The following is a 13,013-nucleotide window of genomic DNA, read 5'->3' on the forward strand; positions in this document are numbered from 1 at the left end:
GTCGAGGGCGTGGCCATGGTCAGTCGTGCAGTCCGCACTCGGTCTTGGCACGGCCCGCCCAGCGGCCGGCGCGCGCGTCCTCGCCCGCCAGGACCCGGCGGGTGCACGGCGCGCAGCCGACGGATGCGTAGCCGTCCATGAGCAGCGGATTGGTCAGCACGCCGTGCTCGGCGACGTAGGCGTCCACGTCGTCCTGGGTCCAGCGGGCGATCGGGGAGACCTTGACCTTCCCGCGCTTCTCGTCCCAGCCGACGACCGGGGTGTTCGCGCGGGTCGGGGACTCGTCGCGGCGCAGTCCCGTCGCCCACGCCCGGTAGCCCCGGAGCCCCTCCTCCAGCGGCTGGACCTTGCGCAGTTTGCAGCACAGGTCGGGGTCGCGGTCGTGCAGCCTCGGCCCGTGCTCGGCGTCCTGCTCGGCGACCGTACGGCGCGGGGTGAGGGTGATGACGTGGACGTCCATCACCGCCTCCACGGCGTCGCGGGTGCCGATGGTCTCCTCGAAGTGGTAGCCGGTGTCGAGGAACACGACGTCGACGCCCTTGCGTACGCGGGAGGCGAGGTGGGCGACCACCGCGTCCTCCATGGAGGAGGTCACGCAGAACCCCTCGCCGAACGTGTCCACCGCCCACCGGAGGATCTCCAGGGCGGGGGCGTCCTCCAGGTCACGCCCGGCCTGCTCGGCCAGCGCCTTCAACTCGTCGTTCGTACGGTCCTGCTGAGCCGTCGTCATATCCCGTCCCCTCGGTCGCCGTCCCGGTCGCCGGCCGCCCGCCGCACGCCGCGGGCGAGCAGGCCCAGGAACCTGAGCTGGAACGCGCGGTTGCAGGAGGCGCATTCCCAGGCTCCGTGGCCCGCCTCGTTGGGCCGCAGGTCCTCGTCGCCGCAGTAGGGACAGTGGAAGGGGGCCGCGCGCTCGCTCACGACAGGGCCTCCTCGGAGGCCCGCGCGACCCAGGCCGCGAACCGCTCGCCGTCCGTGCGCTCGGCCTGGAACCGGTTCAGCACCCGCTCGACGTAGTCCGGCAGCTCGTCCGAAGTGACCTTCAGGCCACGGACCTTCCGCCCGAATCCGGCCTCCAGGCCGAGTGCGCCGCCCAGATGCACCTGGTAGCCCTCGACCTGCTCGCCCTTGTCGTCGAGGACCAGCTGGCCCTTGAGACCGATGTCCGCGACCTGGATACGGGCGCAGGCGTTCGGGCAGCCGTTGATGTTGATGGTGATCGGCTCGTCGAACTCCGGGAGACGGCGCTCGAGTTCGTCGATCAGCGCACTGCCGCGCGCCTTGGTCTCCACGATGGCGAGCTTGCAGAACTCGATACCGGTGCAGGCCAGGGTGCCGCGCCGGAAGGGCGAGGGCGTGACGGTGAGGTCCAGGGCCTCGAGATCCTCGACGAGCGAGCCGACCTGCTCCTCCTCCACGTCGAGCACGATCATCTTCTGCTCGACGGTGGTGCGGACCCGGCCCGAGCCGTGTGCCTCCGCCAGATCGGCGATCTTGGTGAGGGTGGTGCCGTCGACCCGTCCGACCCGCGGGGCGAACCCGACGTAGAACCGGCCGTCCTGCTGCCGGTGCACGCCCACGTGGTCGCGCCAGCGCCGCACCGGCTCGGCGGGCGCGGGCCCGTCCACGAGCCGCCGCTTCAGGTACTCGTCCTCCAGCACCTGCCGGAACTTCTCGGTGCCCCAGTCGGCGACCAGGAACTTCAGCCGCGCGCGGTTGCGCAGCCGGCGGTAGCCGTAGTCGCGGAAGATCGAGATGACGCCCTCGAAGACGTCCGGCACCTCGTCCAGCGGGACCCAGGCGCCCAGCCGCACGCCGATCTTGGGGTTGGTGGACAGCCCGCCGCCGACCCACAGGTCGAAGCCGGGGCCGTGCTCCGGGTGTTCGACACCCACGAACGCCACGTCGTTGATCTCGTGCGCCACGTCCAGCAGCGGTGAGCCGGAGATCGCCGTCTTGAACTTGCGGGGCAGGTTCGAGAACGCCGGGTTGCCGATGAACCGGCGGTGGATCTCCTCGACGGCGGGGGTGCCGTCGATGATCTCGTCCTCGGCGATTCCCGCGACGGGTGAACCGAGGATCGTACGGGGGGTGTCGCCGCAGGCCTCGGTGGTGGAGAGGCCGACGCCCTCCAGGCGCCGCCAGATCTCGGGCACGTCCTCGATGCGGATCCAGTGGAACTGGACGTTCTGACGGTCCGTGATGTCGGCGGTGCCGCGCGCGAACTCCTGGGAGATCTCCCCGATCACCCGCAGCTGGTCGGTGGTGAGCCGTCCGCCGTCGATGCGGACGCGCATCATGAAGAACTCGTCGTCCAGCTCCTCCGGTTCCAGGATCGCGGTCTTGCCGCCGTCGATCCCGGGGCGGCGCTGGGTGTAGAGGCCCCACCAGCGCATCCGGCCGCGGAGGTCGTTCGGGTCGATCGAGTCGAAGCCCCGCTTCGAGTAGATCGTCTCAATGCGTGTCCGCACATTGAGACCGTCGTCGTCCTTCTTGAACTGCTCGTTACCGTTGAGCGGGGTGAAGTGACCCAGGGCCCACTGACCCTCGCCGCGGTGACGGCTCACCTTGCGGCGGGGCGCTGCGGCGGAAGGGTTCTGCGGGGTGGCGGTCATGGTGGACACGTCCTTCGGGACAGGCGGTATGCGGCTTCGACCTGCGCGTACGGGCGCACGGATACGTACCCGCGCGTCATTGCGCAGGCAGCGGAAGAGGCAGGAGAACGGAGGGAAAGGCCAGCGGGCAGAGGCTGGACGAGGCAGGGAACCGGCGGCGTGGGCGGGAAAAGGGATCCGTCAGCAGGCCGGACAGATGGCGCTGGACATGCGGCCGAGATCGACGTGCCGTCGACTCACCAAGGCAATTCCAGTTCCGGACATGACGGAAGCGTGGCACGGCGATCTGGACACCGTCCAGCTTTGTCCGCGATATGGACGTCACTGTCTCGAAATACGGACGAAGGGTGGTGTCGCTCACATCTGCCGCACACGGGCTTGCCCCGGCAGGTCAGGCCGGGTATGCCCCGGGCCAGGGGCCGGGCGTGCCGAGATCCGGTTCCCGGGCCACCTTGGTGTCGAACAGCCGGAATCCGCGCCGCAGATAGTTGTCCAGCGCGTACTCGCCGTCCTTGCTGCAGGTGTGCAGCCACACCCGCTTCGTCGGCGTACGGCCCGGCCGGCGGTCCGCGAGGTCCCAGGCGCGGGCGGTGCCGTACGACAGCAGGTAGCCGCCGATCCGCCGACCGCGGAAGGCCGGGAGCAGGCCGAAGTAGACGATCTCGACGACGCCGTCGTCCTGCGGCTCCAGCTCCAGGTATCCCGCGGGAGTGCCCCGGTCGTACACCACCCAGGTCTCCACACCGGGCTGGTCCAGCTGCTTCTGCCAGCGGGCGTACGGCCAGTCGAGCCGGTCGGTCCACCGGATGTCGCCGCCCACCGACGTGTACAGGTACCGGCTGAACTCCGGTGAGGGCACCTCGGCGCGGACGATCCGCAGATCGTCCCGGGGGGCGGGGGAGGGCGCCAGGTCGGTCGGCGCGGTCTGCTCCAGGGACCAGGTGGTCACGTCGATGTCGCTCATGACGGTCAGAAAAACATACCGACCGCCGGGGCCGCCGTCGGCGCCGCATGGTGATACGGCCGTCTGCCGGGGGATCATCCGCGGGAGGCACCCGCGCGGGGTCATCCCAGTGCGTCGCCGATGGAGGCGAGGGGAAGGGCGAACAGGACCCGGTCCGACTGGGACCAGACCTCACCGGTCTCCTGCCCGTAGGACAGCGATCCGGGCAGCGATGTCCAGCACAGCTGTGTGTCGTCGGCCCCGCAGCGGGTGGCCGCGGCGCCGTGCGTGTCCTGCCGCCACAGCGTGCCGTGGCCGTCCGCCCCGTCGGCCGCCCGGTCCAGGTACCAGCCCGCGCGGTACGACAGCACGCCCCGTACGCCGGTCGCCTTCGTCTCGTACGCCTCACCGGCGTACGCGCGGCCCGCGAAGTCGGTGGCGAGCAGCCCGCCGCGGGCCGCGGTGCCGTCGAGGTCGTAGCGCCACAGCCGGCTGTGGCGGTCGTGGCCGCCGTCCTGGGGCACCCGTTCGGCGGCGACCAGGCTGTCGGGCGCGGTGCTGCGGTCCAGGGAGATGGCGTCCATGCAGGGAGTGCCGTCGTCCGTACGGGTCGTGCAGGCGCCGGCGGCCCGTGTGTAGGTGCCCACGGCGGGCATCACGTACGGGTAGCCGGCCGCGGCGAAGCCGCCCGGCACCCGGCCGACCGCGTCGGAGCTGACGGTGGCGCGCTGGATGCGGCGCAGGTCGTAGACGTAGAGCGCGTCGGATCCCTGGCCGGACGCGGTGACCAGCAGCTTCTTGTGGTACCAGACCATGCCGGTGACGGTGGAGGCCAGCGCGCGGTAGTCCCGGCCGCCGTCGACGGGGAGGGCGAGCAGGACCCAGGTGTAGGTGAGACGGTCCGGGTCGCCCGCGTCGACGAACGCGACCCGGGCGAGACTGCCGTGCCGGCTCCAGCCGGAGAGGACGACCCGGTCGGCGCCCCACCGGTCGTCGGGGTCCGTGCCGCCGGAGGTGGTGACACCGCCGGGCTGCCATGCGGCCGTGTCCGAGGCGGACCAGCAGTACGCCCGCGTGGCCGCCGGTGCGACGGGCAGCGTCTGCTTCTCGCTCCCCGTGCAGGAGTCCTCGGAACGCAGGGAACGGTCGGCGCTCCGCAGGACGGTGCCGACGTCGACGGGGCGGCCCATGGCCGAGGCGAGCCGGTCCAGCACCGCCTGTGGTTCCGGGTGCTCCTGGAGCCGCAGCCTGTCCAGCGCGGCGGGCGAGGTGAGCGGCCTCAGCGCCCCGGGATCGGAGGCGACCGTGGCCTGCGAGGCGCTGATCATGGTGGCCGCGGCGGTCAGCGCGAGGGCGGTTCCGGCCAGGAAGGCCCGTAGCGCCCTGCCCCGCCTACGGCGGCGGTGTCTGCCTCGTTGCGTCATCTGCCCTCCCGAGGCGAGCCAACTGGGCCCTGTGCGCTTTGCGTTGCACCGGGCACAGGTGGGGTGGCCTGTAGAGGGATGCTACGGCAGGTGAGCGTTGCTCAGGTCCAGGACTGCGGAAGAAGTCCGCTTGCAGGCGGAATGGGGGCGATTTGGCATATGCCAGTGCCGGGCGGGCGGGGGTCACGGGGTGGGACCGGGGGTGGGGGCGGTGGCGGGGCCGGGGGTGGGCGCGGGGCGGTGGAGGGTCACCTCCACGCCGGTGCGGAAGCGGTACGGGCGGTGCTCCAGGAGGTCGGCCAGGTAGCGGCGCACCCGGGACATCTCGGCGCGTACCGTCACGGTGCGGGCCGGGTCGCCGAACACCGCCTCGGCCAGTTGGGCCGCGCTGCGGCCCGTCCGGTGGACGGTGAGGAGGTACAGCAACTCCGCGTGCCGTGCGCTCAGTTCGCGGGTCCACGAGCCCGACCCGCCGGACACCGTCAGGGTCCGGCGGCGCGGCCGGCTCAGGTCCAGGACGACCCGCGCGGCGTCCTGCGGCACCGGCTCGTCACCGGCCCGCACCAGCCAGCCGCCCGCCAGCGGCTCCAGTGCGCACAGCCCCAGCGTCGGCAGCCAGCGGCGGCCCGGCGCCGGTGACCTGGGCAGCGCGATCCGCCCGGTGTACGGCATCCCCGTGAGCGCGGCGGTCCAGCCGTCCCGGTCCACCACCAGGGCGCGGCCGCTCAGCCGGGCCAGCACCGGCGCCGCCACCGCCCGCAGCTGGTCCAGCGACTTCAGATGCATCTCGTGGAGCCTGGCCTCGGCGAGCTTCGCGACCGAGTCGACCCAGGCGAGCGTGGCCGGATGCATGGACTCCAGCGGGCCGCTCACGTCCACCACGCCGAGCAGCGTGCCGTCGCGCGGGTCGGTGATCGGGGCGCCCGTACAGGTCCAGGTGCCCAGCGAGCGGGCGAAGTGCTCGGCGGCGAAGACCTGCACGGGCCGCCGTACGACCGCCGTCGTGCCCACGCCGTTGGTGCCGACGACCTCCTCCCGCCAGTCCGCGCCGGGCTCGATCCCGGTGTCGTCGGCCTTGCGGAGCACCGCGGGCGAGCCCTCGCGCCACAGCACCCTGCCGTCCGCGTCCGCGACCACCATGATGTGCTGGGCGACGTCCGCGACCGGCAGCAGTCCCTCCCGCAGCACCGGCAGCACATGACGCAGCGGGGAGCGGGCGCGCCGCTGGCGCACCTCCTCCCGCGCGAGCAGCCCCGCCGCCCGGAAGTCGTGGTCCGGGTCCACCCCGCCGCGCAGCACCCGTTCCCAGGACCGCTCGATCACGGGCCGGGGCGCGACACGGGAGCGGCGTCCCGCGAGCGCCGACTCGCGCATCTCGCTCAGCACCCGGGCCGCCCCGGCCGCGTCCACGGCGGTGAGTCGTGCCACGTCCATCGGCGGGTTCGCCACAGAGATCCTCCCGGGGGTCAGCAAAGACGGACGGCCGTCGAGCGCGCCGGCGGGCGGTCTCCGGGCCGGGCGCCGGACCCATCTTGCCGTCCGCCGGTGACACAGGGACACCGTACGCACACAGTCACCGGCAAGTTGCAACCCCTTGCAACCCTGGTGGACACACCGAGTGGTCATTGAAACTTGTGCCACGCCGCCGCGAGCGGCGTACGGGCCCCGAGGGACCCGTGAGACGGGGGTGGTGCCGTGTCGGCGCAGCACCACCCCCGCGCCGGCACCGTCCGCGTGGGCGAGGCGGGCGAAGGCCTCGGGCGGGCAGCTGCCCGGGGGCCGGGGCACAGCCCCCGGGAACGGGAAGGGGCGGCGGGGGGCGTACACCTCCCGGCGAGGACACCGCAGGTCCCGCGCCGCAGGCCCCCGCGTCACTCCGGCCGCGCCCGCTCCACCACCGCCGCGAGCCCCCCGCCGTAGGGCAGCGTGCCGAACGTGCCGCCCCAGTCGCCGCCGAGCCGCGAGCCGCAGAACGCGTCGGAGACCTCCGGCGGCGCGTGCCGCACCAGGAGGGCGCCCTGGAGGACGAGGGCGAGGCGTTCGGCCACCCGGCGGGCCCGGCCCTCGACGCCGTCCAGGTCGGCCAGTTCGGTCAGCAGGTCCTTGATCGCGGCGTCCAGACGGTGGTCGGCGCCGCGGGCCCGGCCCACCTCCAGCAGGAAGGCGTTCAGCGCCTGCGGTTCGCTTCGCAGCGCCCGCAGCACGTCCAGCGCCTGGACGTTGCCCGCGCCCTCCCACACGGAGTTCAGCGGCGACTCCCGTACCAGCCGAGGCAGCCCCGACTCCTCGACGTACCCGTTGCCGCCCAGGCACTCCGCGGCCTCCACGACCAGCGGCGCGCACCGCTTGGTCACCCAGTACTTCGCCGCGGGCACCGCGAGCCGCAGGAACGCCCGCTCCTGCTCGCCCCCGTCGTCGTACGCCGCCGCGAGCCGCATCCCGAGCGCGGTCGCCGCCTCCGACTCCAGCGCGAGGTCCGCCAGGACGTTCCGCATGAGCGGCTTGCCGATGAGCGGCCCGCCGAACGCCTCCCGGTGGCCGCAGTGATGGATCGCCTGCGCCACCGCCTGCCGCATCAGGCCCGCCGACCCGAGCACACAGTCCAGCCGGGTCGCGGCGACCATGCCGAGGATGACGTGCACCCCGCGCCCCTCCTCACCGACCCGGCGCGCCCAGGTGCCGTCGAACTCGACCTCGGCCGACGCGTTCGACCGGTTGCCGAGCTTGTCCTTGAGCCGCTGGAGGAGGAAGACGTTGCGTTCGCCGTCCTCCAGCACCCGGGGGACCAGGAAGCAGGTGAGGCCGCCGGGGGCCCGGGCCAGCACCAGGAAGCCGTCCGACATGGGCGCGGAGCAGAACCACTTGTGCCCGGTCAGCGCGTACGTGCCGTCCTCGGCCAGCGGCAGCGCGGTGGTCGCGTTGGCGCGGACGTCGCTGCCGCCCTGCTTCTCCGTCATCGCCATGCCGAACAGCACCCCGGCCTTGTGCCGGGCCGGCCGCAGTTCACGGTCGTAGACCGTGGACGTCAGCCGCGGTTCCCACTCGGCGGCCAGCGACGGGTCGGCGCGCAGCGCGGGCACCGCCGCGTGCGTCATCGACAGCGGGCAGCAGTTGCCCGCCTCGACCTGTGTCCACAGCACGAAGGCCGCCGCCCGCCGCACGTGCCCGGCGGGCCGCTCCCAGGCCGCGGTGAGACCCGCCCCGACGCCCTTGCCGAGGACCCGGTGCCAGGACGGATGGAACTCGACCTCGTCGATCCGGCGGCCGTAGCGGTCGTGGGTGCGCAGCCGGGGCGGATGCTCGTTCGCCGCCACCCCCCACTCCTGCACCTGTGCCGATCCGCAGGTACGGCCCAGCGCGGAGAGTTCGCCGCGCACCTCGTCCAGGGCGCCGGGAACGGTGTACCGGTCGACCGCCGCCACCAGGGCACGGTCGGTGGCGAAGGTGTCATGGCCGGTCAACGGGGGCGGCTGATTGGTCACGGTGTGCGTGGTGCGTGCCATGCCGAGAAACGTACCCGGGCACCCGGGACCCCTCACCCGTGACCTCCGCACCGGGGCCGCGGGGCCCGGGGAAACGGGCCTCGGGGCCCGGGGGATGAGTGCGACCTGCCACGACGGATACCTTTAGGTCGTGCAGCATGCAAGTGACACCCCCGAGAGGCCCGCGGGCCGCCTCCACCGGGCCCGGGCCCTCTACCGGAACGTCTCCAAGCGCAAGACCGCCTGGCTGCTGCTCAAGGACACCGTCAACTCGTGCGTGCACTACCGCATCCTGGGCCTGGCGGCCGAGGCGGCCTTCTTCACCCTGCTCTCCGTGCCCCCGTTGCTGCTCAGCCTGATCGGCCTGCTCGGCTACGTCGACGACTGGACCGGCACCGACACCATCAAGAGCCTGGAGGACAACATCCTCGAGGCCTCCCGCACCGTCCTGTCGGAGAAGGGCGTCCACGACATCCTGGTGCCCCTCCTGCACGACGTGAGCAAGGGCGGCCGTCCCGACGTCATCTCGCTCGGTTTCCTGTTCGCCCTGTGGTCGGGTTCCCGCGCGGTGAACGTCTTCGTCGAGACCATCACCGTCATGTACGGCCTGGACGGCGTGCGAGGCGTCGTGTGGTCCCGTGTGATGTCGTTCCTGCTGTTCATCGTGGCCCTGCTGATCGGCTCGGTCGCACTGCCCCTGATGGTGGTGGGCCCGGACGCGGTGGTGGGGGTGGTCCCCTGGTCGGAGACGCTGGTACAGATCCTCTACTGGCCTGTGCTGATCGTCCTGTCCGTGGTCTTCCTGACGACGCTCTACCACGTGTCCGTGCCGGTGCGCTCCCCCTGGGTCGAGGACGTGCCCGGCGCGCTGGTCGCCCTCGCCATGTGGGTGCTCGGCAGCTTCCTGATGCGTATCTACATCACCCACGAGATCGAGGGAGCGACGATCTACGGCTCCCTCGCCGCCGCCGTCGCGGTCCTGCTGTGGATCGGCGTGTCGGCTTTCGCCGTGCTGGTCGGGGCGGCGGTCAACGCCGCCGTCGACCGGGTCTGGCCGGCCGCCGCGACCGCCGCGGCCCGCGCCGCGAACGAACGTCTGCGGGAGGCGCAGATCGCCGAGTACGTCGCCCGGGTCGCGGCGGAACGCGAGCCCGACCCCGACGACCCCGACATGCCCTCCGAGTTCCCGGAGCGCTGGTCCCGCTTCCTGCCCCCGGAGGACGTCACCTCCCGCCTGCGCACCCACGCGAAGAACGGCCAGCCGCCCCAGAAGCCCGACGAGCCGTGACCGACCCGGCCGGGGTCCTGCGAGGGGCGGCCGGGGTGCGGCCGGGGTCCTGGTCATGGTGCCGACCGGGGTGCGGCCGGAGGCCCGGCCGGGGTGCGGGCCGGCCTCTGCCGTCAGACGGGAGGCGGGGCGGTGCTGGCGCGTTCCACCAGACGGGTGGAGAGCTCCGTCCTGGTCCCCTCCGGGCGGTCCCCGGCCATCATCCTCACCAGCAGGCGCAGCGCCGTCGAGGCCATCTCCGCCGTGGGCCGGCGGACCGTGGTGAGTGCGGGGGCGGCCCAGCGGGCCTCGGGCAGATCACCGAAGCCGACCACGCTCATGTCGTACGGCACCCGCAGCCCGCGCTCGGCGAGCGCCCCGTACACCCCGAGCGCCGCGCGGTCCGAGCAGGCGAAGACGGCCGTCGGCGGCTCCGGCAGATCGAGCAGCTCCAGCATCCGGACCCGGGCGGCCCCCTCGTCCGGACCGCCCACCCGGAGGTACTCCGCACGCGGCCGAACCCCCGCCGAGGCCAGCGCCGAGCGGTACCCGGCGACCCGGGCCGCACCGCACATCCGGCGCCGCGACCCCGCGACCACGGCGATGCGCTCGTGCCCCAGCTCCAGCAGGTGCTCGGTGGCCGTCACCCCGCCCCGCCAGTTCGCGGCACCCACCGACACCACGCCCGCCGGCGGCTCGGACACCGGGTCGATCATGACGTACGGGAGGCGGAGGTGGTCGAGCCGGGCGTACTGCGCCGGTGACAGCTCCGCCACGTGGAACAGCACCCCGGCGGAACCACGCGCGGTGAGCCGGTCCAGCCACCCCCGGTCCGGACGTCCACCGCTGCCGCTGCCGCCGCTGCTGTGGGTCAGGCCGGTGCCGTGGCCGGGCGGGGCCGACGACACCACCACCTCCAGGCCCGCCTCGCGGGCAGCCTCCTCCACCCCGCGCAGCACCGCCCCCGACCAGGGACTGTCCAGCGCCTGCACCACGAGATCGACCAGCGCGGGCGCCTTCGCCGCGTCGAACCGGGGCCTGCGGACGTAACCGAGCCGTTCGAGCGCCTCGGTGACCCGGCGGCGGGTCTCCGGAGCCACGTCCGCGCGGCCGTTGACCACCTTCGACGCCGTCGGTACCGACACGCCCGCCTCCCGGGCCACCACCGCCAGTGTCGGCCCCGCCGTCGTGCCGCTCGCACTCCCCGAACGGACCACCATCGGGAACCCGCCTCTCCGGCCCGCCCCGGGGCCATCGAAAGTTGCGACCAGCGCGGCTCGCGCGGCCCGCACAGCCACCACAGAGAAAGCGCTTCCTACGATAGATGCGCCGCAAGACGGCGGGAAGACAAGGTAATTCGCGGAATCACGCCGGGCCGTACTTGCGAAACCGCGAACGGATCGATCACGGCGGGACACGGACCGCGCGGCCGTCCGGCCCGCCGGGCCCGCGGCACGCCGACCGGAATACCGGGGAGCGATGTGGTGCTCTGGTGTGGACGGTGCACGAGCGCGGCGAGGAGCTGGTGCAGATGACGGCGGAACCAGAGGAACCGACGGAACCGGCGTGGCGTGCGGAGCGAGTGGGCCCGGTGGGCCGGACGCCCCGGGCGGACGCCGCGGACCCCCCGGACATCGAGAACCCTGTCGTGCGCACACCCCACGGAGCGGTGCGCGGCCGCCACGAGCACGGGATCGCCGTCTTCCGCGGCATCCCCTACGCCGCACCCCCCTTCGGCCCCCGCCGCTTCCGGCCGCCCGTCCCGCCCGAGCCCTGGGACGGCGTCCGCGACGCGGGAGCCTTCGGTCCCACGGCACCGAAACCGCCGTACTCGGCCGCCTTCTCGCAGTATCTGTCCGACCCCGTCGTGCCTGGCGACGACTGCCTCAACCTCAACGTATGGACACCGCAGCCGGACCCCGGCGCCCGCCTCCCGGTCCTCGTCTGGCTGCACGGCGGCGCGCTGACCAGGGGCTCCTCCGCGGTACCGGTCTACGACGGCCGTGCCTTCGCCCGCGACGGCGTCGTCTGCGTCTCCCTCAACCACCGCCTCGGTGTCGAGGGCTACGGCCTCTTCCCCGACGCGCCGGCCAACGCCGGGCTGCACGACCAGCTCGCCGCGCTGCTCTGGGTCCACGACTCCGTCGCCGCCTTCGGAGGCGACCCCGACCGCGTCACCCTGTGCGGGCAGTCCGCCGGCGCCATCAGCATCGGCGCGCTCATCGCCGCACCGCAGGCCCAGGGGCTGTTCCGGCGGGCGGTGCTGCAGAGCGGGGCGCCCGAGGCGTCCGACCGCGACGACGTACGGCGCATGGTGCGCCGGATGGCGGCCCGGCTGAGGATCCCGGCCACGGCGGAGGCGTTCGCCGCCGTGGACCGCGACGTACTGCTGCGCGTCCAGGCGGAGGCGGGACGGCTCAGCGGCCCCGTCCTCGGCGGCCCGGCCTTCGGCATCGTCGTCGACGGCGACCTCGTACCGCGTGATCCCCTGGACGCACTGGCCGAGGGCGACGTGGCACGGGACGTGGAACTGCTGCTCGGCTGGACCCGGGACGAGTACCGGCTGTGGCTCGTGCCCGGCGGACTGCTGGAACGCGTCGACCGGCTCGGCGCCTTCGCCGTCGCCGTGGGGCGCGCCCGCTGCCACTGCGGTCCCGACGTCCCGCGCGGATACCGCGCGCTGCTCCCCACGGCCTCGACCGCCGACCTCGTCGGCCAGATGGTCACCGACCGTCTGCTGCGGCTGCCGCTGCACCGGCTCGCGGACGCGCGGTCCGGTTCCGCGTACGTCTACGAGTTCGCGTGGCCCTCACGGCTTGCCGACCTCGGCGCGTGCCACGCCCTGGAGCTGGGGTTCGTCTTCGACAACGGTGAGGTGCCGGAGTCGGCGCGGCTCGCGGGGGAGGGGGCGCCCCGGGAACTCGCCCGGGAGATGCACGGGGCGTGGGTCCGCTTCGCCACCGAGGGCGATCCCGGGTGGGAGGCGTGGGACGCGTCGCACCCGGTGCGGGTCTTCGGGGACGGCGAGCAACCGTACACGGTGTACGGCCCCCGGGACGCGCATCTCGCGCTGTGGCCGCCGGGCTCTCCGGAGGCGGACGCCCCGCAGCCGGACGCCCCGGAGACCGCGGGCCCGGCCGCGGAGCGTCCGGCTGCGGCCACGGACGGCGGCGGGACGGAGCCGCGGGCAGGGGCGGCGGTCCTGCGCCGGCTGCGGCGCCCCGGCGCCTCGCGGCGGAGCTAGGCCGTCCGGCGGATCACGCCAAAGACGCGGGGGCCGGC

General features: G+C 73.6%; 11 protein-coding genes. 2 read left to right on the plus strand and 9 right to left on the minus strand.

Annotated features, from left to right (window positions below):
- Positions 1–19: 19 nt before the first annotated feature.
- The 8 genes from ABZ862_RS01235 to ABZ862_RS01270 form a co-directional block, all read right to left on the minus strand.
- Positions 20–730, minus strand: coding sequence for a phosphoadenylyl-sulfate reductase (locus ABZ862_RS01235; protein WP_360950234.1), 711 nt, complete (start codon positions 728–730; stop codon positions 20–22).
- Positions 727–921: a hypothetical protein gene (locus ABZ862_RS01240; protein WP_360950237.1), complete on the minus strand. Its 195-nt coding sequence runs from the start codon at positions 919–921 to the stop codon at positions 727–729. The genes ABZ862_RS01235 and ABZ862_RS01240 overlap by 4 nt, the downstream gene beginning before the upstream one ends.
- A complete protein-coding gene (locus ABZ862_RS01245; RefSeq protein WP_360950240.1) occupies positions 918–2,615 on the minus strand; it encodes a nitrite/sulfite reductase in 1,698 nt (565 codons plus the stop codon). Before ABZ862_RS01245 ends, ABZ862_RS01240 begins: the two co-directional genes overlap by 4 nt.
- A 180-nt stretch (positions 2,616–2,795) precedes the next feature.
- The gene (locus tag ABZ862_RS01250) at positions 2,796–2,879 is read right to left on the minus strand and encodes a putative leader peptide (protein ID WP_313904670.1); all 84 of its coding nucleotides are present in this window, start codon (positions 2,877–2,879) and stop codon (positions 2,796–2,798) included.
- A 127-nt stretch (positions 2,880–3,006) separates the two neighbouring features.
- The gene (locus ABZ862_RS01255; RefSeq protein ID WP_360950243.1) at positions 3,007–3,579 is read right to left on the minus strand and encodes a GNAT family N-acetyltransferase; all 573 of its coding nucleotides are present in this window, start codon (positions 3,577–3,579) and stop codon (positions 3,007–3,009) included.
- A gap of 101 nt (positions 3,580–3,680) precedes the next feature.
- Positions 3,681–4,982 carry a hypothetical protein gene (locus tag ABZ862_RS01260; protein ID WP_360950246.1) on the minus strand — a complete coding sequence of 434 codons (1,302 nt, stop codon included), beginning with the start codon at positions 4,980–4,982 and terminating at the stop codon, positions 3,681–3,683.
- Positions 4,983–5,165: 183 nt separating this feature from the next.
- Positions 5,166–6,431, minus strand: coding sequence for a GAF domain-containing protein (locus ABZ862_RS01265; RefSeq protein ID WP_360950249.1), 1,266 nt, complete (start codon positions 6,429–6,431; stop codon positions 5,166–5,168).
- Between the two features lie 422 nt (positions 6,432–6,853).
- A complete protein-coding gene (locus ABZ862_RS01270) occupies positions 6,854–8,485 on the minus strand; it encodes an acyl-CoA dehydrogenase family protein (RefSeq protein ID WP_360950252.1) in 1,632 nt (543 codons plus the stop codon).
- Between the two features lie 130 nt (positions 8,486–8,615).
- Between ABZ862_RS01270 and ABZ862_RS01275 the strand changes: the two genes are divergently transcribed.
- Positions 8,616–9,752, plus strand: coding sequence for a YihY/virulence factor BrkB family protein (locus ABZ862_RS01275; RefSeq protein WP_360950255.1), 1,137 nt, complete (start codon positions 8,616–8,618; stop codon positions 9,750–9,752).
- Between the two features lie 113 nt (positions 9,753–9,865).
- On the opposite strand, the gene ABZ862_RS01280 is transcribed toward ABZ862_RS01275, so the two are convergent.
- A complete protein-coding gene (locus tag ABZ862_RS01280; protein ID WP_360951367.1) occupies positions 9,866–10,948 on the minus strand; it encodes a substrate-binding domain-containing protein in 1,083 nt (360 codons plus the stop codon).
- Positions 10,949–11,379: 431 nt separating this feature from the next.
- Between ABZ862_RS01280 and ABZ862_RS01285 the strand changes: the two genes are divergently transcribed.
- Positions 11,380–12,975, plus strand: a complete 1,596-nt coding sequence (locus tag ABZ862_RS01285) for a carboxylesterase family protein (protein WP_360950258.1) — start codon at positions 11,380–11,382, stop codon at positions 12,973–12,975.
- Positions 12,976–13,013 lie beyond the last annotated feature (38 nt).

This window comes from Streptomyces sp. NPDC047000 (assembly GCF_040644295.1).
Lineage (GTDB): Bacteria > Actinomycetota > Actinomycetes > Streptomycetales > Streptomycetaceae > Streptomyces.

Coding starts and splice junctions, on each gene's coding strand:
- ABZ862_RS01235 (WP_360950234.1), bottom strand. CDS start 730: ATGACGACGGCTCAGCAGGACCGTACGAACGACGAGTTGAAGGCGCTG.
- ABZ862_RS01245 (WP_360950240.1), bottom strand. CDS start 2,615: ATGACCGCCACCCCGCAGAACCCTTCCGCCGCAGCGCCCCGCCGCAAG.
- ABZ862_RS01250 (WP_313904670.1), bottom strand. CDS start 2,879: ATGTCCGGAACTGGAATTGCCTTGGTGAGTCGACGGCACGTCGATCTC.
- ABZ862_RS01255 (WP_360950243.1), bottom strand. CDS start 3,579: ATGAGCGACATCGACGTGACCACCTGGTCCCTGGAGCAGACCGCGCCG.
- ABZ862_RS01260 (WP_360950246.1), bottom strand. CDS start 4,982: ATGACGCAACGAGGCAGACACCGCCGCCGTAGGCGGGGCAGGGCGCTA.
- ABZ862_RS01270 (WP_360950252.1), bottom strand. CDS start 8,485: ATGGCACGCACCACGCACACCGTGACCAATCAGCCGCCCCCGTTGACC.